The sequence below is a fragment of the Bacillus sp. TH22 genome (assembly GCF_016651015.1).
Lineage (GTDB): Bacteria > Bacillota > Bacilli > Bacillales > Bacillaceae_G > Bacillus_A > Bacillus_A mycoides.
In genome coordinates this window covers 4,193,604-4,216,807 of sequence record NZ_JAEKER010000001.1, presented here as the reverse complement: position 1 = coordinate 4,216,807, position 23,204 = coordinate 4,193,604, and the positions used below count along the sequence as shown (strand labels likewise).

25 protein-coding genes and 1 pseudogene are annotated in these 23,204 nt (G+C 37.0%); 4 read left to right on the top strand and 22 right to left on the bottom strand.

The genetic code is table 11. The annotated features are described in order from the left end of the window. Nucleotides 1–33: 33 nt before the first annotated feature. The 8 genes from dnaK to gpr form a co-directional block, all read right to left on the bottom strand. A complete protein-coding gene (gene dnaK, locus JFU18_RS21475; protein ID WP_002015198.1) occupies nt 34–1,869 on the bottom strand; it encodes a chaperone protein DnaK in 1,836 nt (611 codons plus the stop codon). Nucleotides 1,870–1,895: 26 nt separating this feature from the next. Continuing rightward, a complete protein-coding gene (gene grpE, locus JFU18_RS21470) occupies nt 1,896–2,462 on the bottom strand; it encodes a nucleotide exchange factor GrpE (protein WP_002165061.1) in 567 nt (188 codons plus the stop codon). Nucleotides 2,463–2,576: 114 nt separating this feature from the next. Then, nucleotides 2,577–3,593 (bottom strand): heat-inducible transcriptional repressor HrcA, encoded by a 1,017-nt coding sequence (gene hrcA, locus JFU18_RS21465; protein ID WP_002015201.1) that lies wholly within the window; start codon nt 3,591–3,593, stop codon nt 2,577–2,579. Nucleotides 3,594–3,726: 133 nt separating this feature from the next. Further along, nucleotides 3,727–4,866 (bottom strand): radical SAM family heme chaperone HemW, encoded by a 1,140-nt coding sequence (gene hemW, locus JFU18_RS21460; protein WP_002015202.1) that lies wholly within the window; start codon nt 4,864–4,866, stop codon nt 3,727–3,729. Between the two features lie 51 nt (nt 4,867–4,917). Next, nucleotides 4,918–5,292: a winged helix-turn-helix transcriptional regulator gene (locus JFU18_RS21455; protein ID WP_002015203.1), complete on the bottom strand. Its 375-nt coding sequence runs from the start codon at nt 5,290–5,292 to the stop codon at nt 4,918–4,920. A gap of 190 nt (nt 5,293–5,482) precedes the next feature. Then, on the bottom strand, nt 5,483–7,306 hold the full coding sequence (gene lepA / locus JFU18_RS21450; RefSeq protein ID WP_002015204.1) for an elongation factor 4: 1,824 nt from the start codon (nt 7,304–7,306) through the stop codon (nt 5,483–5,485). Between the two features lie 208 nt (nt 7,307–7,514). Then, nucleotides 7,515–7,856 carry a DUF3679 domain-containing protein gene (locus JFU18_RS21445; RefSeq protein ID WP_307838305.1) on the bottom strand — a complete coding sequence of 114 codons (342 nt, stop codon included), beginning with the start codon at nt 7,854–7,856 and terminating at the stop codon, nt 7,515–7,517. Nucleotides 7,857–7,876: 20 nt separating this feature from the next. Then, entirely contained in the window at nt 7,877–8,980 is a 1,104-nt protein-coding gene (gene gpr / locus JFU18_RS21440; protein WP_002088693.1) for a GPR endopeptidase, read from the bottom strand. A gap of 180 nt (nt 8,981–9,160) precedes the next feature. Between gpr and rpsT the strand changes: the two genes are divergently transcribed. Continuing rightward, nucleotides 9,161–9,418, top strand: coding sequence for a 30S ribosomal protein S20 (rpsT, locus tag JFU18_RS21435; protein ID WP_002088694.1), 258 nt, complete (start codon nt 9,161–9,163; stop codon nt 9,416–9,418). Between the two features lie 84 nt (nt 9,419–9,502). On the opposite strand, the gene holA is transcribed toward rpsT, so the two are convergent. Next, on the bottom strand, nt 9,503–10,513 hold the full coding sequence (gene holA, locus JFU18_RS21430; RefSeq protein WP_002067332.1) for a DNA polymerase III subunit delta: 1,011 nt from the start codon (nt 10,511–10,513) through the stop codon (nt 9,503–9,505). Nucleotides 10,514–10,861: 348 nt separating this feature from the next. On the opposite strand from holA, the gene JFU18_RS21425 reads away from it, so the two are divergent. Continuing rightward, nucleotides 10,862–10,996, top strand: coding sequence for a YqzM family protein (locus JFU18_RS21425; RefSeq protein ID WP_000997609.1), 135 nt, complete (start codon nt 10,862–10,864; stop codon nt 10,994–10,996). 31 nt (nt 10,997–11,027) lie between these two features. Here the strand turns inward: JFU18_RS21425 and JFU18_RS21420 are convergent. The 3 genes and pseudogenes from JFU18_RS21420 to JFU18_RS21410 form a co-directional block, all read right to left on the bottom strand. Beyond that, a pseudogene (locus JFU18_RS21420) lies at nt 11,028–13,350 on the bottom strand (DNA internalization-related competence protein ComEC/Rec2). Nucleotides 13,351–13,364: 14 nt separating this feature from the next. After that, nucleotides 13,365–13,922: a ComE operon protein 2 gene (locus JFU18_RS21415; protein WP_002088698.1), complete on the bottom strand. Its 558-nt coding sequence runs from the start codon at nt 13,920–13,922 to the stop codon at nt 13,365–13,367. A 63-nt stretch (nt 13,923–13,985) separates the two neighbouring features. Continuing rightward, nucleotides 13,986–14,585 (bottom strand): helix-hairpin-helix domain-containing protein, encoded by a 600-nt coding sequence (locus JFU18_RS21410; protein WP_063218883.1) that lies wholly within the window; start codon nt 14,583–14,585, stop codon nt 13,986–13,988. Nucleotides 14,586–14,662: 77 nt separating this feature from the next. Between JFU18_RS21410 and comER the strand changes: the two genes are divergently transcribed. Further along, nucleotides 14,663–15,490 (top strand): late competence protein ComER, encoded by an 828-nt coding sequence (gene comER / locus JFU18_RS21405; RefSeq protein WP_201034324.1) that lies wholly within the window; start codon nt 14,663–14,665, stop codon nt 15,488–15,490. Nucleotides 15,491–15,662: 172 nt separating this feature from the next. On the opposite strand, the gene JFU18_RS21400 is transcribed toward comER, so the two are convergent. From JFU18_RS21400 to JFU18_RS21365, 8 genes are all read right to left on the bottom strand, one after another. Next, entirely contained in the window at nt 15,663–16,412 is a 750-nt protein-coding gene (locus JFU18_RS21400) for a class I SAM-dependent DNA methyltransferase (protein WP_002088700.1), read from the bottom strand. Further along, nucleotides 16,409–16,765, bottom strand: a complete 357-nt coding sequence (gene rsfS / locus JFU18_RS21395; protein ID WP_000653209.1) for a ribosome silencing factor — start codon at nt 16,763–16,765, stop codon at nt 16,409–16,411. Before rsfS ends, JFU18_RS21400 begins: the two co-directional genes overlap by 4 nt. Then, on the bottom strand, nt 16,762–17,331 hold the full coding sequence (gene yqeK / locus JFU18_RS21390; protein WP_002143180.1) for a bis(5'-nucleosyl)-tetraphosphatase (symmetrical) YqeK: 570 nt from the start codon (nt 17,329–17,331) through the stop codon (nt 16,762–16,764). The genes rsfS and yqeK overlap by 4 nt, the downstream gene beginning before the upstream one ends. Continuing rightward, a complete protein-coding gene (locus JFU18_RS21385) occupies nt 17,321–17,890 on the bottom strand; it encodes a nicotinate-nucleotide adenylyltransferase (RefSeq protein ID WP_002067321.1) in 570 nt (189 codons plus the stop codon). Before JFU18_RS21385 ends, yqeK begins: the two co-directional genes overlap by 11 nt. A 135-nt stretch (nt 17,891–18,025) precedes the next feature. Beyond that, a complete protein-coding gene (gene yhbY, locus JFU18_RS21380) occupies nt 18,026–18,319 on the bottom strand; it encodes a ribosome assembly RNA-binding protein YhbY (protein WP_201034325.1) in 294 nt (97 codons plus the stop codon). Nucleotides 18,320–18,323: 4 nt separating this feature from the next. Then, nucleotides 18,324–19,157: a shikimate dehydrogenase gene (aroE, locus tag JFU18_RS21375; protein WP_002015222.1), complete on the bottom strand. Its 834-nt coding sequence runs from the start codon at nt 19,155–19,157 to the stop codon at nt 18,324–18,326. A 15-nt stretch (nt 19,158–19,172) separates the two neighbouring features. Continuing rightward, nucleotides 19,173–20,279, bottom strand: a complete 1,107-nt coding sequence (yqeH, locus tag JFU18_RS21370; RefSeq protein WP_002015224.1) for a ribosome biogenesis GTPase YqeH — start codon at nt 20,277–20,279, stop codon at nt 19,173–19,175. Nucleotides 20,280–20,282: 3 nt separating this feature from the next. After that, complete coding sequence (locus tag JFU18_RS21365) at nt 20,283–20,795, bottom strand: YqeG family HAD IIIA-type phosphatase (protein WP_002015225.1); 513 nt, start codon at nt 20,793–20,795, stop codon at nt 20,283–20,285. Between the two features lie 246 nt (nt 20,796–21,041). Between JFU18_RS21365 and sda the strand changes: the two genes are divergently transcribed. Next, nucleotides 21,042–21,197, top strand: a complete 156-nt coding sequence (gene sda, locus JFU18_RS21360; protein WP_002015226.1) for a sporulation histidine kinase inhibitor Sda — start codon at nt 21,042–21,044, stop codon at nt 21,195–21,197. A 152-nt stretch (nt 21,198–21,349) separates the two neighbouring features. Here the strand turns inward: sda and JFU18_RS21355 are convergent, their stop codons facing one another. Continuing rightward, entirely contained in the window at nt 21,350–22,138 is a 789-nt protein-coding gene (locus JFU18_RS21355; protein ID WP_002129166.1) for a phosphatidylserine decarboxylase, read from the bottom strand. 291 nt (nt 22,139–22,429) lie between these two features. Next, nucleotides 22,430–23,143 carry an RNA polymerase sporulation sigma factor SigK gene (gene sigK, locus JFU18_RS21350; protein ID WP_000051382.1) on the bottom strand — a complete coding sequence of 238 codons (714 nt, stop codon included), beginning with the start codon at nt 23,141–23,143 and terminating at the stop codon, nt 22,430–22,432. Between the last annotated feature and the right edge of the window lie 61 nt (nt 23,144–23,204).

The following is a 23,204-nucleotide window of genomic DNA, read 5'->3' as shown; positions in this document are numbered from 1 at the left end:
TTTTTGTCATCTTACTTATTTTATTTCACTGTATTACTTGTCTTCTTTTACTTCTTCAAACTCAGCGTCTACTACATTATCTTTTTTCGCGCCAGCGTCTTGTGCTCCTTGTGCACCTTCTGCTTGCCCTGCAGCCGCTTGAGCTTGCTCGTATAATTTAACAGTTAATTGTTGTACGATTTCTTGAAGAGCATCTTTTTTCACACGGATTTCTTCAAGTTCGTTTTTCTCGATTGCCGCTTGTAATGCTTCTTTCGCTTCCGTTGCTTTCGCTACTTCAGCTGCATCTACTTTACCTTCTAAATCTTTTACAACTTTGTCTGTTTGGAATACAAGTTGGTCAGCTTCGTTACGAAGTTCAACTTCTTCCTTACGTTTTTGGTCAGCATCAGCATTTGATTCAGCTTCTTGTACCATACGATCTACTTCTTCATCAGAAAGACCTGAAGAAGATTGGATTGTAATAGTTTGCTCTTTGCTTGTACCTAAGTCTTTTGCACGTACGTTAACGATACCGTTCGCATCAATATCGAATGTTACTTCGATTTGTGGAATTCCACGTGGTGCTGGCGGAAGGTCTGTTAATTGGAAACGACCTAACGTTTTGTTGTCAGCTGACATTGGACGCTCACCTTGTAGTACGTGAATGTCTACCGCTGGTTGGTTATCAGCAGCTGTTGAGAATACTTGTGACTTACTTGTCGGAATTGTAGTGTTACGCTCGATTAGTTTCGTGAACACACCGCCCATAGTTTCGATACCTAAAGAAAGTGGAGTTACGTCTAATAATAGAACGCCCTCTACATCACCAGTAAGTACGCCACCTTGAACTGCAGCACCTAATGCTACAACTTCATCTGGGTTTACACCTTTGTATGGCTCTTTACCAGTTTCACGTTTAATTGCTTCTTGTACAGCTGGGATACGAGTAGAGCCACCAACAAGGATAACTTTATCTAATTCGCTTGGAGCAAAACCAGCGTCTTTTAATGCACGACGAGTTGGCTCTAATGTTCTTTCAACAAGACCAGCTGAAATTTCTTCGAATTTAGCTCTTGTTAACGTTAATTCTAAGTGTAATGGGCCAGCAGCTCCAGCACTAATGAATGGTAATGAAATTTGTGTTTGTGTTACACCAGAAAGATCTTTCTTCGCTTTTTCAGCTGCATCTTTCAGACGTTGAAGTGCCATTTTATCTTGGCTTAAATCAATGCTATTTTCTTTTTTGAATTCAGCTACTAAATGATCGATGATAACTTGGTCAAAGTCATCTCCACCAAGACGGTTGTCACCAGCAGTTGAAATAACTTCGAATGTGCCGTCTGCTAACTCAAGGATAGATACATCAAATGTACCGCCACCTAAGTCATATACTAAGATTTTTTGTTCTTCATCTTGTTTTTCTAAACCGTAAGCAAGTGCTGCGGCTGTTGGTTCGTTAATGATACGCTCAACTTCTAAACCAGCGATACGACCAGCATCTTTCGTTGCTTGACGCTCTGCATCGTTGAAGTATGCAGGTACTGTAATAACAGCTTTCGTTACTGTTTCACCTAAGTATGCTTCAGCAGAAGCTTTTAAGTTTTGTAAAATGATTGCAGAAATTTCTTGAGGTGTAAAATCTTTACCTTCAACTTCTACTTTGTAGTCTGTACCCATATGACGTTTAACAGACATGATTGTATTTGGGTTTGTAATTGCTTGACGCTTCGCAACTTCCCCAACTTGACGCTCTTCATTTTTGAAAGCTACAACAGAAGGTGTTGTACGATTTCCTTCTGGATTTGGGATAACCTTTGGTTCTCCACCTTCCATAACAGCTACACAAGAGTTTGTTGTACCTAAGTCAATACCGATAATTTTACTCATGGCGAATCCTCCTACTTTTATGTAAATTATTGATTTACTTTTACCATTGATGGGCGAATCACACGGTCTTTTAGTTTATAACCTTTTTGGAATTCTTCAACTACCGCGTTTGATTCAAATTCACTGTCTTCCACTTGCATAATAGCTTGGTGTTCATTCGGATCAAACTGTTTACCAACAGCTTCAATCGCTTCAACACCTTCCTTAGTCAACGCTTCTAGCAATTGACGATGCACCATTTCCATACCTTGTAACAAGGATTGCGTTTGCTCGTCAGTCGCTTCCACTTGCATCGCTCTTTCAAAATTATCAAGAGCTGGCAAAATATCTGAAACTAGACTTTGTGCTCTATATTTATCAGCAGCCTGTTTATCCATTTGGACACGGCGCTTATAATTTTCAAAATCAGCTTGTAGACGTAATGTGCGACCTTCCGTTTCCGTTAGTTTCGCTTGTAACTCATCTACTTTTTCTTGTAAAAGAGCAGCCTCACTTTTTTCTTCTACAGTTTTTTCACTGTTTTCTGGCGTGACAGCTTCTTCAACTTGCGCTTCTTTCACTTCTTCTACCACTTGTTCGTTACGCTCTTCCACAATTTTCACCTCCTTAAAAGGTATTAGGTATCATGCTTAGCATGATTACCTAAGCATTATATATTACACACAGCAATGAAAATTTCATCACTTGAGCGAATGTATTACTCTCATTTACTTTTTAAGTCCGTCTGTAAATTGTCTTGTAAATAACTGCAGTAAACTAATTACACGAGAGTATTGCATTCTCGTCGGACCTAAAATTGCAATTGTTCCAAGTTGCTCTTCTCCAATCGAATACGTTGCAGAAATCAAACTGCAATCCTCCATTGCCGTAGAAGAATTTTCTCTACCAATTTTCACTTGAATTCCGACTTGTTTATGACGCAAAATGTCATAAAACGCAGCCTCATTATCGATCATCGTCAGCAAAGATCTTACTTTGTGAATGTCATGGAACTCTGGTTGCGAAAGCATATTTGCTTTTCCTCCAAAGTATATCTTTTCCGATAAAGGGACTTGAAATGTACCATCTAACATTTTTATTGCACTATCGTAATTATGAACATACCCACGCAAGACTGTAACAATCTCTTTAAAGATTTTATTATGAAGTTCTGCCATAGGTATACCAGATAGCTTTTCATTTAAAATATTAACCATTTTTTCTAAATCTGATAAATCAACAGATTCCGGAACGGTAATCGTTTTACTTTGCACATGCCCTGTATCTGTTACAATAATAGCGACTGCTGTTTGACGATCAAGCGGTACAATTTGTACATTTTTAAGTTTATTTGTGCTCAATTTGGGACCAAGAACAATGGCCGTATAATTCGTAAGCTCTGATAAAATTTGAGCTGATTGTTGTGCAATTTTTTCTGCTTCAAAAATTCTTTCAGCAAATAAATCTTTAATTTGTACAATTTCATCGGTCGGTAAGTTTTGCGGCGCTAAAAGATGGTCTACATAAAATCGGTATCCTTTTTCAGAAGGAACACGCCCAGAAGAACTATGCGTTTTTTCAATAAATCCTAATTCTTCTAAATCAGCCATTTCATTTCGAATAGTAGCTGAACTAAACGTAATTTCATCTTTCTTAGCCAACGTCCTCGAACCAACTGGTTGCGCTGATCCAATAAAGTCATCAACAATTGTTTGTAAAATTAAGAGCTGACGTTCCGTAAGCATCTCATCATCACCTCTGTTAGCACTCTTTGTCTTCGAGTGCTAAATCTATTAATAACTTACCAAAATTGACATTCAATTGTCAACGGAAACGTCACGAAATAACAAAAATTTTTCGCGCTTATGGCACATTTAATTAATCAATCAAAAATGACTGGAATACTTCATTCCCTAATAGTTTCCCTTTCCTCGTTAAACAAACATGTCCATCTCTGTTTTCAAGTAATCCTTGTTCTTGATTACTTTGTAACTGCTTTGCAAAAACATGGTCCATCTCCACATTAAATTTCTTTTGGAATTCTAACTTAGAAACACCTTTTGTTTTTCGAAGTCCTAAGAACAACTCTTCTTCCATTTTTTCTTTCTCTGTCACTGGGTGAACATCTAAATATGGAAATCCTGTCTCATCAATTTTAGTGAAATATTGCTTGAGCGGACCTACATTTTGAATTCGTTCCCCGTTCACATAGCTATGCGCTCCAGCTCCAAATCCATAATACTCTTCATTATTCCAGTATGTGAGATTGTGTCTACTTTCATTATTACCTTTTGAGAAGTTACTAATCTCATACTGGTTATAACCATGTTTCTCCATTTCATCCATTACCATTTCGTACATTTTCGCTTCATGATCTTCACCTGGTAGTCTTAATTTCCCTTTATTCATTAAGTTATAAAATACAGTTTTCGGTTCCACAATTAAGGAATATGCCGAGAAATGTTGTACACCAAGCGTAAAGGCAATGTCTAATGTTTCCTTTACATCTTCTATCGTCTGTCCTGGCAGAGCATAAATTAAATCTACATTAATATTTGTAAAACCGACTTCCTGCGCTTCTCGAATTGCTACGAATGCATCTTCTCTCGTATGCCTGCGTCCAATCTTCTCAAGTAGCTCATCACGAAACGTTTGCACACCAAAACTAATTCGGTTTACTCCACCTTCTAGCAATACGTTCAACTTCTCTTTCGGTAAATCACCTGGATTCGCTTCAAATGTTAATTCACAATTCGGCGCAAATGGGCGCAAACGACGGTTAATGATGTCGAGTAGTTTTTTTGTTTGCTCCATATTTAAAGCTGTCGGAGTTCCTCCGCCAACAAAAATCGTTTTCATACTTTCAAACGGTACTTTTTGAACCGTATTTATTATTTCTTTCTCCAAATATTGTAAGTATTGATCAACCGGTTGGCGTTCAATAAATACTTTATTAAAATCACAATAGTGACAAATATGCTGACAAAATGGAATATGAATATATGCAGCTTGTACCAAATATAACTCCTACCTTTCTAAAAAGAAAACCTCCGCACTCCGGAGGATTCTTTACTTCTCTACTGTATTACGGATTTGTTCCATTCGCATTTTTCCCCAATCATACATCATTTCAACGATCGGTAAAAGCGACATACCTAATTCCGTCATATAGTACTCAACACGCGGAGGAATTTCCGGGTATACCGTTCGATCAACAATCCCGTCCTCCATTAACTCTTTCAATTGATTTGACAACACTTTATGAGAAATGCTCGGGAACAGACGTTGCAATTCACTAAAACGATGCGGACCTTCCACACCTAAGTGCCACAATATCACAACTTTCCACTTCCCACTAATTATAGAAAGCGTCAGTTCCTTTTCGCAATTAAAATTACCTTTTTGTATTTTCTCTCGAATATCTTTTCGAATATTTTCGGACATTAATAGTCTCCTAACTCTATATCAATCACTAAAAAGCTCTCTCACTATTGTAAATGAGAGATCATAAGATGTCTAAAAAGTAGCATATAAAAAAAGAAGCCGAACGAACGGCTTCTACTTTTATCACGATTGGTGCGGGCTAATAATTAGCGAAGAATAGAAAAATCTCCACTAATTATAGTTCACTCCATTAGTTATCATCCATTTTCAGTACAGCCATGAATGCTTCTTGCGGCACTTCTACAGAACCAACAGACTTCATACGTTTTTTACCCTCTTTTTGCTTATCAAGAAGTTTACGCTTACGAGAAATGTCACCACCGTAACATTTTGCAAGTACGTTTTTACGCATCGCCTTAATTGTAGAACGAGATACAACTTTATTTCCGATAGTCGCCTGAATTGGCACTTCAAACTGTTGTCTTGGAATTAATTTCTTTAATTTCTCTACAATTACTTTACCACGGTCATACGCTGAATCACGATGTACAATAAATGATAAAGCATCCACTTGTTCATTATTTAAAAGAATATCCATTTTCACAAGTTTAGATGGTTTATAACCAATTAACTCGTAGTCAAATGATGCATATCCTTTCGTATTTGATTTCAATTGATCGAAGAAATCATATACGATTTCTGATAACGGGATTTCATATGTCAATGTAACACGTGTTTCATCTAAATATTGCATATCAATAAACGTTCCACGTTTCCCTTGGCAAATTTCCATTACAGCTCCAACATAGTCATTCGGAACCATAATTGCAGCCTTCACAAACGGCTCTTCTACACGATCGATAGTCTGTGGATCTGGCATATTAGATGGATTATCAACAATAAAATCTTCACCGTTTGTTAAATACACTTTATAAATAACGCTTGGCGCTGTTGTAATTAAGTCAATCTTGAATTCACGTTCAATACGTTCTTGAATAATCTCCATGTGAAGAAGCCCTAAGAAACCACAACGGAAACCAAAACCTAAAGCTTGAGATGTTTCAGGCTCAAATTCAAGAGCAGAATCATTCAATTCTAGTTTTTCTAACGCATCACGTAAGTCGTTATAACGTGCAGAATCGATTGGATATAAACCACAGAATACCATTGGGTTTAATTTTCGATACCCTTTTAACGGCTCTGCAGCCGGACGTTTCGCATGTGTGATCGTATCACCTACGCGTGTATCACCTACGTTTTTAATAGATGCTGCCAAGAAACCTACATCACCTACCGTTAACTCGTCACGTTGCGTCGTTTTCGGTGTAAACACACCTACTTCTGTTACTTCAAATTCTTTTCCAGTTGCCATCATACGTACTTTATCGCCAACTTTTACCGTTCCATTTACAACACGGATATATGCAATTACACCACGGTACGGATCATATAAAGAATCGAAAATCATACATTGTAACGGCTCTTCTGAATCACCTGTTGGAGCTGGTACCTTTTCAACGATTTGTTCTAAAATTTCTTCAATACCAATGCCAGCTTTCGCTGAAGCAAGTACAGCTTCCGATGCATCTAAACCAATTACATCTTCTACCTCTTGACGTACGCGTTCTGGGTCTGCACTTGGTAAGTCGATTTTATTAATAACTGGTAAGATTTCTAAATTATTATCAAGCGCTAAATATACGTTCGCTAATGTTTGCGCCTCAATTCCCTGCGCTGCATCCACTACAAGAATTGCACCTTCACAAGCCGCTAAACTACGAGATACTTCGTACGTAAAGTCGACGTGTCCTGGAGTATCGATTAAGTGAAGAATATACTCTTCACCGTCTTTCGCTTTATACGTTAGTTGTACTGCATTTAATTTAATTGTAATACCACGCTCACGCTCCAACTCCATAGAGTCAAGCAATTGCGCCTTCATTTCGCGCTGTGCCAACGCGTTTGTTTTCTCCAAAATACGGTCTGCCAACGTTGATTTCCCGTGGTCAATGTGAGCAATGATGGAGAAGTTACGAATTTTGGACTGTCTTTTTGCTCTTTCTTCTTTATTCATCTATGTTCTCAACTCCTAATAGTCTCGCCAATATACACTAGCACTGATTATATCAATAGAGCAGCAAAGATTCAATGAAAACTCGTGCTGCTTACAATACAAATCACTCTATCTATATCTTATGCGAACAAACCATAAGAGACAAACCTTTTTCAAATTAAAAGACAGCTCTCTTACAAACATAAGACAACCATCCTTCCCGCTACCCTTAACTAAAAATTCCTTTTATTGCCCCAACAACTATATCCGTTCCAAACTTTGTCATATCACGAGCAACACTCGCTATCGCCATACCGATACCTTCTACAACATTAAAACTTCTTAAGCTTTCTAACTGTTTTTGTTTTTCAATAGTCGAAAACGTCTCTCCCGAAATTCCGGGTTCAGCCCCATCGCCTTCTGTTCCTGTCATATGAGCAATTTGTTCATATGACAGCTGACGATATCCCTTCATACTTTTTAGACCATGATTAGCGAGTCCCACTCCAGCTATCATCATAAGCAAACATAAGACTGTACCGCATATACATAACAGCGTAAATTGACTCAAGCTATTTCTGCCTCTTTCCATCAATGTGTATATGCCCCTGTATTATCCTGATCAATCTGATGATGCAGCGCTGCATTTAAACCGCTGGCTATTACATTTGCCATATCCTCAATAAACGCATCTACTTCTTTTGGAGTTACCATTAAATTATGACCAAGAGGAGATAACACTTCATAAATTAACTTTCTCTTTTCTTCTTCTTCTAACGTACCAATAGCTCCTAAAAACATATTTCGACTCTTTTCATCTGGCATATCTTCTTCTGTTAATTTTTTCTTTTCTCCAAATGTAAAACCTGCTGGCAATAAAGAGCGTGACGGTTTGTTTCCTTCTTTCAGTTCCCGGCCAAAATGTTTCAAAATAAAATCAATTGTATCACTCGTAATCGAAACAGCATCTACCACAGTTGGCACACCAATTGCGATAACAGGAATACCTAATGTTTCTTTACTTAGTTCCTTACGCTTATTCCCAACACCAGATCCTGGATGAATTCCTGTATCAGAAATTTGTATCGTACTATTTACTCGTTCAATAGAACGCGCAGCTAATGCATCAATTGCGATGACAAAGTCTGGTTTTGTCTTCTCAATAATTCCGTAAATGACATCGCTCGTTTCAATCCCTGTAATTCCCATTACCCCTGGACGAATGGCACTAACAGGTCTAAACCCTTCTTCCACACTTTCAGGCTGCAATTTAAACAAATGTCTCGTCACCAATACGTTCTCTACAACTATCGGTCCGAGTGCATCCGGCGTTACATTCCAATTCCCAAGACCTACGATTAAACAACTCGCTTCTTTTGAAACTCCAACCTCTTCTAAGAAATAAGAAAATTCTTTTGCAAAAATACGCTCTACCTTTTGCTGAAGTTCCGTATCTTGTTGCCTTATACCTTGCACCTCAAGAGTTAAATAACTTCCAGGTTTTTTCCCCATCGACTCAGATGCAATTTCATCAATAGTTACTTTTGTAATTGTAACTCCCTCTTCTTCCCTCTCTTTTACAATAACTCCCTGTATCCCTTTTTGTTCTTCTTGGCGCTCTTGTAGCATTTGGTGCGCCTCTACAGCAAGGTCAGTTCTAACACTATATTTACTTAAATCTAATGGTTCTTTCATCGTATCTCCTCCGTAATTCATAGTAAATATCGTTAGATTTCCCCAAGTTATATTAGGTCATTCTTTCCTTTACGTGAAATTTCATTGATATACTATTGCAATTCTCTTCACCGTTTGATAAAATATCACTTGTTCTATGTAAGAATCGAGTCATTCGATTGCACCAGGGAGGTGAAAAGTATGGCAAACATCAAATCTGCTATCAAACGCGCTAAACTTAGCGAAGAGCGTCGTTCACATAACGCTTCTATCAAGTCTGACATGCGTACTGCTGTTAAAACTGTAGAAACTTTAGTTACTAATAACGATCTTGAAAATGCTAAAGAAGCTTTCAAAACTGCTTCTAAAAAACTTGACAAAGCAGCTCGTAAAGGTCTTATCCACCAAAACGCTGCAGCTCGTCAAAAATCTCGCTTAGCGAAACAAGTAAACGCGTAAGGCGTTTAAAAAACGATCCATTCGGATCGTTTTTTATATACACAAAAAAGTTCACGTACTAAGTACGTGAACTTTTTTGTGTCACTACATATGATTTAACCGCATTAAGAAAAACTCAAGCACAAGTTTCTTATCCATCTTTCCAGTCTTCATACTATAATCAGCTTCCGCCAATTCTATAATAACTTTTTTTAATTCTTCAAAAGAGAAAAACTTCGTTTGATTCATCGCCAACTTTACCCGGTACGGATGTACACCAATATGGGACGCGATTTGATTTTGTCCGTAACCACGCTGTTGCAACTCTTTCACTTGATGTAGCAAGCGGAACTGACTTACTAATAAAGCGAGCAGTTTAATCGGTTCTTCCTGCTGTGTAAATAATCCGTCTAAAATTTGCATCGCACCAGCGATATCTTTTTTCACCACTTTTTCTGTTAAAGCAAACACGTTTTGCTCAACAGATTTCGGCACAAGTTCCGTGACAAGTTTTGGCGTAATTTCTCCGCCCATACCGACGTATAACGTTAACTTGTCCATTTCCTTCGCCAACATTGTTACATTACTTCCCACAAGCTCTAACAATAAACTAACAGCTGCATTATCAATATGCACATGCACCTCATCCGCACGAGAAACAATCCACTTCTGAACATCCTGCACTTGCATCGCATTTGCTTCTATTACATCCGCTGTTTTCTTTAATAGTTTTGTAATTTTTTTTCGTTCGTCTAATTTTTCATAAGGCGCAACAAAAACAAGAATAGAAAAAGGAGAGGGCTCCCCAATATATTCTTCTAAAATTTTTATATTTTGTTCTAATTTTTCTTTTTGTGCCGTTAAAAATAGTGGTGATTTTATTAATATAACTTTACGCTCTCCAAAAAAAGGAAGCGTATGCGCATCCTCAACTACATCTTCTAAATACGCTTCTTCCAAATCGTATGTCACAACATTAAACTCTCGATCTTCCTCTTCAAGCGCGTACGTTGTAATAAGCTTTATCGTTTCATTTATAAAATAGGCTTCCGTTCCATACAGTACATACAACGGAGCGAACTGTTTCTTTTTAATCTTCTTATGTATATCACTCATATTTTTTCCTACTCCCTAACTTGGCAATATATATTTATACTAATGCCCTAGCTTTTGTTTTACAAGTACAAAGGGACGGTCTTTATAACCCGCCCCTTTATTTATATAAAACGCCACGCAATAAGCCCCGGATTTCTTATTGGTGTGCGGTAATCACCTTCCCTTTATTATTTACAATAATAATCTTAGTATAAGTGCCAACTGTTAACATGATTGGAAATGAAAAATTCACGCTACTTAACTAACTAAAAAAAGTATACAAATACTCTATTTCACTTCATATAGAAATTGTAGATTTTTTTCTGACAATATTTTATACTAAAATGGAATGTTGGGGAGGGATTCTAAATGAATGATTTTGAACAAAACGTTCAAAGTAAACGCAATGACGCTATTGATTCAGGGGTAGGATTTATCGTCTCATTTGGTTTTTTCGCAACACTTTTCATTATTGCAACTGTTATTAAATTCATCGGTTCTTAAAGGCTGCTGCTTAACGGCAGTCTTCTTTTTTTCATCTTCTATGTGTTTCATCATATGTGATTTTACTTTGAAAGGTTCCTTTTTCTCCATTAAAAACATAGGAAATAGCACCTTGCTTATCCGTACGCCATATATCAATACCCATCTTCTTAAAACGCTCTATAACTTCCTTATGCGGGTGCCCATACCTATTACGCTCCCCCCACAGAAATAATCGCTACAGCAGGCTGTACAAGGCTTAAAAATGGGTCTGTAGACGATGTTTTACTCCCATGGTGGGCAACTTTTAAAATATTAGCCCGCAAATCAGGATATGTTGATACTATAAACTTTTCTCCTTCTTCTTCTAGATCACCCGTAAATAGCCATGTTAGTCCCCCTAGTCTGGCCCATAGTACAATCGAAGAGTCATTTTCTCCCTTTTCTTTCCCCTTTGGAGCTAATACGAAAAATTCCGCTTCATTTACCCTCCAACCTTCCCCTTCTCCTACTACACTTATCTTCACGCTCTTTTCTAACGCCTTTTTCTTCACCACTTTTTCCAATACAGCATCTTGTTCCTTTCTCCCAAATACAACTTCTTTTACAATAATAGATGACAGCAAATCCAGCGCAGCACCTATATGATCCGCATCTCCGTGCGTTACAATTAATTTATCAATCGTTTTTATACCTTCTTTTTGTAAAAAAGGAACAAGAATATCATGCCCAACAGAAAATTCATGCTTTTTCTGTTGCCACGCTTCCTTCTTGACAGAAAGGGCTCCTCCTGTATCAATAAGATAAACCTCTTTATCGTATGGAAGACGAATTAATATCGCATCTCCCTGTCCAACATCAAGAAATGTAACACTCCCACTTTCGCGAAAATATGGATATACATAATGACAAGTACTAATAAAAAGAAACACACCCACAACTATGCACAAAATTTTTTTCGTTATTACCCTTTCCCAAATCACAAATATACTAACGATACTAAAACAATATATAGCCACAAGAAATAAAGGAGTTTGACCAAAAGTAAGTCGGATGAAAGGGAAACTTTCACAGTAACTTAGAAAATCATTAGAAATGGTTAAACATAGTGAAAGTACATATGCAATTCCTTTTGCGAAAAATGGAATAACCGGCATACATATAAGAATAATGATGCTACATGGCAATACAATAATGGATAGAAAAGGAACATATATAAGATTGAGGAAAATGCTATAAGGAGAAAAATAACCAAAATGATATAACAAGATGGGGGTACTAGCGAGCTGTGAAATTATAGAAATGTAAATAGAATTTCGAACTATCCCATTACTACGCCCTAATAATATTGGCGCAGATAGTAGTAAAGAAAAACTACCTACAAATGAGAATTGAAATCCAATGTTGAAAATAAGATACGGATCGTATATAAGCATACATATAGCCGTTATACTTAAGGCGTCTAGACTAGATAAGCGAACAGAGCATATGAAAGCTACCAATAATAAAACTCCTGTTATAGAAGCCCTCACAACAGATGGCGACGCCCCAGCTATGATCATATACAGAGGAATGCAAACTATAAGGCATACTGTTGCTATCTCTTTCGTCACACCACTTCTTAGCAAAACAAAATACATTATAACCATTAATAATACGATATGCGATCCTGAAATTGCTAACAAATGTATAAGACCAAATTGTTGATATTGCTCTTCTACTTCAAACGTCATTTGTTGTCGATCTCCAAATAATAATGCGTTCATAAATGCACCTGATTGTTCCGGGAACATTTCTGTAACTTTCGAGATTGTTTGTTGCCTGAGAAGGAAAATCCATTGCACGAGTGACAACGATGTTTTTTGACATTCAGAAATGTATGTCACATCAAATATAAAATGTATTTTTTGCTGATATAAATAATTACGATAATCAAAAACATGAAAATTCCGGGCAGTTTGTGGTTCTTTCACCTCCCCTTTAAATGTACACGATATACCTGCATGTAATTGTTGCAACTGCTTCTTTTCCGAAGCAGATTGTATTTTATAATTTAACTGCACTAAGTTTTTATTCTGATCTTCAATTTGAAAAGAGAGACGATCCCCATTAATTAGAGGTGTATTTTGCACGACCCCTCGTGCAACTTCATAGGACTCCCCTAGCGGCTTATTTAGACTCTGAACATACGTGGTGTACATAACGCCACTAAAACACGCTATTATACAAAATATGAAGGTTTTACGCGAAGTACGATATAAACAAAATAAAACATAACAAACGAAACAACAAGCAGCCAACAAATGCGATGCGGAAAAGGTAATTGCAATCCCAATTATAAACGAGATTGCAACATAGCCCCATTGCCCATTCAACTCATACTCACTCCTTATAGCATCATTTTTGCTTTAGTGAATACACGCTGTAATTCTTCCATTGATAAATTATCTTTTTCTAAAGCTGCGAATAATTCCTTTAGCTGTAAATGACGCTCTTGTTCCTCTAGCGATGTAATATCGTATTCTAGCGGAACGTGCTTTACTGTTACACTCGCTTGTTCAAATAACTCTACGGCATACGGATGATTTTTATAGTCCTGTGCATAATAAACCGCTGTAACACCACTTTGAATAATCGCCTTACAGCACTGCAAACAAGGAAAATGTGTGACATAAATTTCCGCTTCCTCTGTTTTTGCACCAAATTTCGCACATTGCAATAAAGCATTCATTTCAGCATGAATTGTACGAACGCAATGATTATCAATGACATAGCAACCATCGTCTATACAATGGACACCACCTTTAATTGAACCGTTATATCCACCAGCAATAATTCGTTTATCACGAACGATTGTCGCTCCTACCGCAAGCCTTGTACATGTACTACGTAAAGATAGTAGATGGCTTTGCGTCATAAAATATTGATCCCATGAAATTCGTTCCATATTTTTCACCTTCTTTTTTGTCTACTTGTAGTGTAGCGAAAAAAGAAAAACTTCGTCAATCTTTTATGGAATAATAATTTGATCTTTTATTTTCTCTAAAGACTTCGCACCAATCCCATCAATTTCTAATAAATCTTCTATTTTCTGAAACGGACCATGTTCTTCTCGGTATTTCAAAATACTTTCCGCTTTCCGAGAACCAATGCCTGTTATTTTTTCAAGTTGCTCTTTAGAAGCTGTATTTATTTGCACTTTACCCTCGCTTTTTGAAAAAGTAGTCCCTTCTTGCACTGGCTCATTCTTGTTAGGAACATACAGAAGCATTTGGTCTTGGACCATTTGCGCCAAATTCACTTTCTTCACATCTGCATCCGGCAACAAACCACCAGCTTTTTCAACCGCCTCCTTCACCCGGTCCCCTTCCTTCATTTCATACACACCCTCTTTAAAAACCGCCCCTTTCACATCAATTATAATTATTTTTTTCTGCTCCTTTGTATCCAATACTTTCGGTTTACTTTTTTTCTCCACATCTTTTACTTGAACTTCCGTTGTAATGAGCGATCGCTCTGTTTGCTGATTCGTTTTCCAGAAAAAAAGAAAAATCAAAGTGCCAATAATAACCACTAATCCCAACCATTTTTTCGGAAAATCCCACATCATTTTACACCTCTAATCATAAATTTATAACATCATTCATATTGTTTAGGAGAAAGCTGTTACGAAGGAGGGATGAAACATTGAACATAGGAATTATAGGGACAGGGAACATGGGGAATATACTAATCGATGCATTTTTAGAAACCCGTGCTGTCAAACCTTCTTGCCTTACTATTATTAATCGGACGCCTGCCAAAGCATATCATATAAAAGAAAAATACCCTTCTGTTCATATAGCCAAAACAATCCAAGAGGTAATCGAACAATCCCAGCTTATTTTCATTTGCGTAAAACCGATAGACATATACCCTATTCTACAAAAATATGCTGACCATTTTTCAGACGAAGATTGCTTAGTTTCTATCACAAGCCCCATATCTCCATCACAATTAGAAACACTTATACCTTGCCAAGTTGCTCGTATCATTCCAAGCATCACAAACCGCGCCTTATCCGGCGCATCACTATTTACATTTGGAAATAATTGCTCTCTAGAATGGCAACAAAAACTACTTCGTCTATTCAAAAACATTTCTACTCCCCTTGTTATAGAAGAAGATATAACGCGCGTTTCATCTGATATAGCAAGCTGCGGCCCTGCTTTTTTTAGTTATTTATTACAATGTTTCATTAACGCTGCTGTAGATAAAACAAATATTACACATGAAGAAGCCACTACTTTAGTAAGTGAAATGGTCATTGGAATGGGGAAATTACTCGAAAAAGAAATTTTCACATTACCTACTTTACAAGAAAAGGTATGCGTTAAAGGCGGTGTTACAGGAGAAGGTATTCGTATTTTAGAAGAGCACGTTGGGGATATGTTTCATAAATTAATCGAACGGACACATGAGAAATTTGATGAAGATTTAAAATGCGTTGAGCAGCAATTCGATAAACACACATAATAAATACGCCATCGTAATCCCAAACCCTTTTTATTAATACTTATCTTTTTCATGCTACATTTTCACTAAAACTAGCATTTTTACACTTTACACATATCATCTTTTTATTTTTCTAGAACTAAAACTACATCTTTTCTATAAAACAAAAGCAACCTTATCGGTTGCTTTTCTTTTATCCATTCTTCTTCGCCATAAAAAAGATGCGCTCTGTTTGTTCTGTCACTTCAATTCGTTCAAAGTCACCTGTGACGCGAAGCACTGTAAACCCAGCTTCTTCAAGCCATTTTGTTAACACTTCAACCGAATACGCACGTTGCACGTGACATTCGTCAAAACGATGATACACATCTTCTTCTGAATCTTGTACAAAGAATGTCAAATCATGTTCCACACTATCTGATTCTTCTCCAGGGAAGCAGTTCCAAATAAGTGATATTTCTTCGCCGTTCACTGTATATGTTTCATTTTGAAATACGTGATGTATTTTATATAAAGAGTGTACATCGAATAAAAACAAGCCATCCTGACGTAAATGGTGGAAAACTCTTCTAAATGTTTCTTGCACTCCATCTTCTTGCAATACGTAATTTAATGAGTCACAAAAGATTGTCACACAATCAAATTCACCAGGAACATCGAGCTCTCTCATGTCTTGTTGGTAAAAAGGAATAAAATATCCTTCTCCCCCCAATTTTTGCTGCGCGACAGTTAACATTTCTTCCGAAAGATCTACACCAATTAAGTCATAACCTTTTCGCACAAGCGGAAGTGTTACGTTACCAGTTCCACATGCTACGTCAAGGATTCTTGCCTCTTTCATAGATGCCTGTTGTAAACTTTCCTCTGTGAATTCCACCCATTTATCATAAGGGACATCATTCATCAGTTCGTCATACAGCAAAGCAAATTGTTCGTATTTCATTGATCTAGCTCATCTGCAATATCTTCACGCGGCACATCGCCCCATAGACGCTCTAAATTATAGTGATTACGCTCATCTTTATGGAATACATGAGCAACCACATCACCAAGGTCTACTAAAACCCAACGTGCTTCATCAAAGCCTTCCATACGTTGTACGTTAATTTCGAACTCATGTGCCTTCGCTTTAATTTCACGTGCAATTGCTTGTACTTGCTTGTCTGAATTTCCGTGACAAATAATAAAATAGTCTGCAATCGGTGAAATACCTTGCATATTTAGTACAACCATATCTTCTGCTCTCTTATCATCAGCTGCTTTTGCCGCTAATACTAATAACTCTTTATCTTTCATTTATTAATTTCCTCCTTGATAACTTCATTGTATGTTTGGAATGTTAATGGATAAATCGTTTGATCTTTTTCCATTAAAAATTGAATTGTTCGCTTTAAAGCAAACAGTAAAGCTTGATTTATATCTTTATATGCGAGTTTCCTCGCTTCTTCCACACCAGGAAACTTACGTCCTGGTTCAATGTAATCTGCTACATAAATAACTTTATCTAACATTGTCATTTTTTCATGACCACTTGTATGATATGTAATAGCTTGTAGAATTTCAGGATCAGTAATGCCTACTTCTTTTTCTACTAAGTATGCCCCAACAGGTGCATGCCATAACTCTTTGTTATAGTGCAGTAGATCCTTTGGCAAAGCTTCTCTCTTAATAATCTCTTCCATTTCTGGAATCGCTCTACATTTTGCATAATCGTGAAATATAGCAGCCGTCTCTGCCTTTTTCTCATCTACACCATATAACCTAGCAAGTTCAATCGCTGTTTCCATTACACCAACCGTGTGTATATAACGTTTTTCATGCATTTGTTGTTTGACAATACTAAGTGCTTCCTCACGATTCATACAACCCATTCCTCTCGATATATACCTGTACTTTTTCGGGGAGTAAATATTTGCACGTTTTCTTCGTCATATATCTCTCACGTAACAGAGAAGAAGAAACTGCAAACTCTGGAATTTCCACTTTTACGATATCATAAGGCGTATGTAATGTATAACCTGGCCTTGCAACTCCAACGAAAGTCACAAGCTTAAGTAACTTTTCAATGTTATACCACTTCGGCAAATACTCAACCATGTCTCCGCCAATAATAAAGTGAAACTGCACATCCGGATACTTCTCCGTTAATTGTACCATAGTATCGTACGTATAAGATGGGCCTTCTCTGTCTAGCTCTTCTAAACAAATTGAAAAGTATGCTTCTTCCTCAATCGCTATTTGCAGCATGTTTAATCGACTTTTCACACTCGTAATGTTACGTCCTTGCTTGTGCGGTGGAATTTGATTCGGCAAAAACCATACCTCTTCCAACCCTAAAGCATGATACACTTCATTTGCAATTAACAAATGTCCATTATGAGGTGGATCAAACGTGCCACCAATAATGCCAATTTTTCTCAAAAGAAACGCCCCTTCCTTTTACATACAGCAACTCTCCCCATACAAATTCGAAGAGAGCCCACTGTTAATAAAAGTTCAATTGGTTTCGCTTTCTACATATCAAGCGTCCATTACGAAATAACTCACGTATATCTTTTATCGAGGAAGCTTAATCTGCTTATTTTCTCTTGATTCTTTGTATAAAACAATTGTGCTTCCGATTACTTGAACGATTTCAGCTCGTGCACCTTGTGCAAGCTCTTCTGCAATTTCACTACGATCAAATTCACAGTTTTGTAATACGCTCACTTTAAATAGTTCACGAACTTCTAATGCTTCTCCAATTTGTTTCACCATATTTTCATTCACGCCACCTTTTCCAACTTGAAAAATCGGTGTTAAATGATGTGCCTTTGCACGTAAAAATCTTTTTTGTTTTCCTGTTAACATATAATTAGCCTCCAAGCTCTCTCATTACTAATTGTTTCATTCTATCAATATTCGGCACACACCCTGTCCACATTTCAAACGCAAGTGCACCTTGATAAACGAACATATCGATTCCATTTTGAATTATTGCACCTTGTTCTTTCGCATCGCCTAAAATTTTCGTCTCAAATGGATTATAAATAATATCAGAAACAATCGTTCCTTGTTTCAATGAACGAATTTCCAGCGGCGTATACTCAACATGTGGATGCATACCTATCGTTGTTGTTTGGATGATAATATCATATTCCCCTTGATTTTCTGCTGCACATTCTAACGATAGAGCATGCGAATTAACATTTGCCATGCACCCAGAGATAAGGTTTTTCGCCTTATCTCTCGTACGATTAGCAATATCAATTTCTTTCACACCTACATCGGCAAGCGAGAAGTAAATAGCTCGGCTAGCACCACCTGCACCGATTAATAAAATACGTTTCTCTTGAAGTGGATCTTCACTAATTGACTGCAGGGCACGAACAAAACCAATTCCATCTGTATTATACCCAATCAATTTTCCATCTCGATGAACTACTGTATTTACCGCACCGATTTGCCTTGCTAACGGGGCAATCTCATCCAAGTACTCCATAATTGCAACTTTGTGCGGAGTCGTTACATTAAATCCTGAAATACCTAATGCTTTCAAACCTTTTACTGCTTCCCCTAGCGCTTCTTCTTCTACAAGAAACGCATGGTAATGGGCATCCATATTCAAGTGTTCAAATGCATCGTTATGCATAACGGGTGATAATGAATGTCCAATTGGATTTCCGATTACACCATATAATTGTTTCATAAATCCCTCTCCATATTAAATTAAAGATTTACGTAATGAAACACTTACTCCTTTTGGTACATGAGCAACAATTTTCGCTCCTGATTCATTTACAGTAACCCAGCCCAATCCAGAGAATACAACATCCGTTTTCGGCTCACGAATATTAAATTCATATTTCACAAACTTAGGCATATTTTCTAATTCTTCTGGTGTCGGTGGATTCAATAATTCTCCAGCGTGTTTTTCGTACAATTCATCAGCCTTTTCAAGCTTTGTACGATGGATTGTTAAACGGTTTGAGAAATGACAAGTGAATGCACGACGGCCCCCACTTACATAATCAAATCGTGCTAATCCACCAAAGAATAATGTTTGTTCTTCATTTAATTGGAATACCATTGGCTTAACTTCTGTAGTCGGTGTAATAAGCTTTAAGCTTTGTTTCCCAACATAATGCGCCATTTGATGATGATTAATAATACCTGGTGTATCGTATAAAGATGACGTTTCGTCTAATGGGATATCAATTAAATCAAGCGTTGTTCCTGGGAAATGTGATGTTGTAATTACATTCTCAGTCTCATCACTAAACTCTTTAATCATACGATTAATAAATGTTGATTTACCAACATTCGTACATCCAACAACATAAACATCTTTACCCTCGCGGTAATGCTCAATTGCATCAGCAAGTTCAGCGATTCCTTGTCCTTTAGCTGCACTAATTAAAAAGACATCTTCTGGTTTTAAACCAAGTTGCTTTGCACTATAGCGCATCCAATGTTTTACTTTATCATGCTTAACTGACTTTGGAATTAAGTCAGCCTTATTCCCTACAAGTAATACTTTATTGTTCCCTACAAAACGATGTAAGCCCGGTAACCAGCTACCATTGAAATCGAAAATATCTACGATTTTAACCACTAGTGCGTCTGATTGTCCAATTCCGTTCAAAATACGAAGGAAATCATCATCTGTTAAAGATACATCTTGAATTTCGTTATAATGTTTCAAACGAAAACAACGTTGGCAAATTACTTGTTCTTTTTCTAAAGATGATACAGGAGCGTATCCTACTTCATTTTTATTTTCTGTTTGAATTTCTACACCGCAACCAATACATTTAATTGTTTCAGTCAAACTTTATTCCTCCCAGTTAATTAAGCCTTTTTTCTTCATGTTTCTCATAATTCTTCGTTCAATTTTCCGATTAAATCGTGTCACCAATCCGTCCGTTTGCGCTACCGGTACAACTAAAATTGTATGAAGTCCCACACGATTCCCGCCGAGCACATCCGTTAGTAACTGATCTCCAATTACTACAACTTCATCTGGCTGCAGGTGCATCTCATGTATCGCACGCTTAAATGCGCGAACAAACGGTTTGCGCGCACTATGAATAAACGGAATACCTAATGGGTCAGCGAAGTCTTTAACGCGTTGCTCGTTGTTATTTGAAACGACCGTTACTTGAATATCATTTTCTTTCATTTTCAAAAACCACTCTTCAAGCTGTGGCGTTGCGTTTGGACGATCCCATTCAATTAAAGTGTTATCTAAATCAGTAATAACTCCTTTAATTCCACGTTTTTTCAAATCTTCTGGTTGAATATGATATATATTTTTCACATATTCATTTGGTAAAAATAACTTCAATTTCTTTCACCTCTTTGAGGATTTTTCATAAAATTTTTCGACAACATTTTTCGATAGATAACCTGTGGATAAACTTGTACACACTTTCCACGTTAATTTTTCAGTCAATTTGGAATTTACTAACAATCTATCCACATTTTATCCACTGAGTTATGTGGATAACCTCTTGTTTGTGACTGTCATATTTTTTTGGTACATTAAATGCAACAACGAATCAATCCTTATATTATTAGGAGGTGACTCACCTTGAAAACAAAACATATGGAACAGTTATCTACTGATTTACTCACTGAGTCTTATTATAAAGCAAAAGAACTAAAATTAAATCCCGACTTCATTTTACTTATAAAACAAGAAATTATTAGACGCTCGTTAGAGGACAAGCTCGTCAAATCTTCTTGAGTACATATAGATTGCTGATTGACCTGTAAAAAGAGCCATCCTGCGATGGCTCTCGAATAAACAAGTACTCCCATCTAGGGGATTTCTTCATTAAGCATCTTTGTCCACATTTCTTAATTAGAGCTTCATAAGTATATTATAAAACCTTTTCTTTACTTATGAGATACTCGGGTTGCAATTTTTTCACCAAGACGCAGCTCTTGCCCACTTGTCAATTCCTGCACTGCTTTAATCATATCTTTTTCAAATAATAAAACAACTGTTGAGCCAAATGTAAAGTATGCCATCTCTTCACCTTTTTGAACAGTACTTCTTTCATGAAGGAGCTCGATACTATTAACAAACATAGCACCTACTTTTACAAGTGCCATATGTTCGCCGTCACTATTTACTTCTGTAACAGAGCGATAATTTTTTGACAATGGTTCTTTCCCATACTCCATACCCGCTGCATTTACCGGATATGATTTTCTACCGAGTACAAATCTTTCAGTCACAGAGCCAGAAAGCGGGCTATGAATGCGATGATAATGACTTGGACTCAAATAAATCACCATATATGTACCGCCTGCATATCGCTTTGCACGCTCTTCATTACCTAGCATATCCACAATTGAATAACGCTTTCCTTTTATATCGAATGTTTTTGTATCCTCAATAGGACCTTGATCAGCAAAAACACCATCAACAGGACTAACGATACTCGATGCATCAGTATCAATACTACGCTTTCCTTCTTTTAGCCTACGTGTAAATAAATCATGCAATGTTCCATATTCCTTCAAACCCTTTTCCATCTCATCTTGATTAATTTGAAAAACTTTCACATACGATGGAATAATGATAGAGCTCAAACGAGATTGTGCAAATTTACGTAATATATAAGAAGTAAAACGACCATTTGTAAGTTCGATCATAAGTCGATATAATGTCCGTCGCAAATTACGAAACCTCCTAATCAGCCTATAACTTTAGTTTCCCCTTCTTTTCTCTCTATATCATATGTAAAATTGGTTCTTATTCCCACATATAGAATGGAGCCGTCTCGTTATACACGAAGAAAAACTAAGTATAATTTTTATTCTTAAATTGTTTAGCACCTTCTAATATTACAGATAGAACCCGCCATTTTCAACAGTGAACATGTATTTCTTCTTAGAACAGCTCGTTTTCTTTCCGTTTTCCCGAAAGAAAAGCAGCCACTTTTAAAGTGTAGCTGCTTACAATACACATTATTCTTTTGCTTTTTTCTCTTTCTCAGCCCGCACAAATTCATGGAACATTTTCATTAAAGCACGCTTTTCAATTCGCGATACGTAGCTTCTTGAAATACCGAGTGCCTTCGCAATCTCCCTCTGTGTTTTCTCTTTATCAAGCCCAAGTCCAAAACGCTTCACAATTACTTCTTTCTCTCGTTCGTCCAAAATATCGATATACTCTTTAATTTTTTCTAACTCCATACTAAGCTGAATCATATCAATTACATCTTCAGATTCTGATTTTAATATATCAATAAGCGATATTTCATTACCCTCTTTATCTTGCCCAATCGGATCATGAAGTGAAACGTCTTTTTTCGTTTTCTTCAGCACACGTAAATGCATCAAAATTTCATTTTCGATACAGCGCGCTGCATATGTTGCAAGCTTAGTTCCTTTCCCTGCTGAATAGCTTTCAATCGCTTTAATAAGCCCAATGGTACCAATTGAAATTAAATCTTCTGCATCTTCACCAGTGTTTTCGAATTTCTTAACAATATGAGCTACAAGCCGTAAATTATGTTCAATTAAAAGATTTCTCGCTTGAGCATCACCTTGCTCCATTAACTCTAAGTACTTTCTCTCATCATCTGATGATAACGGCTGCGGGAACGCATTGTTCTTCACATAAGAAACAAATACAAACACTTCTCGAACCATATATCCAATTGCGGCGAATAGACTCAAACCTTTCACCTCCGCCAAAATAGTGGTCTTTACTATGTGTATGTGGGCATGAGGTTGTTTG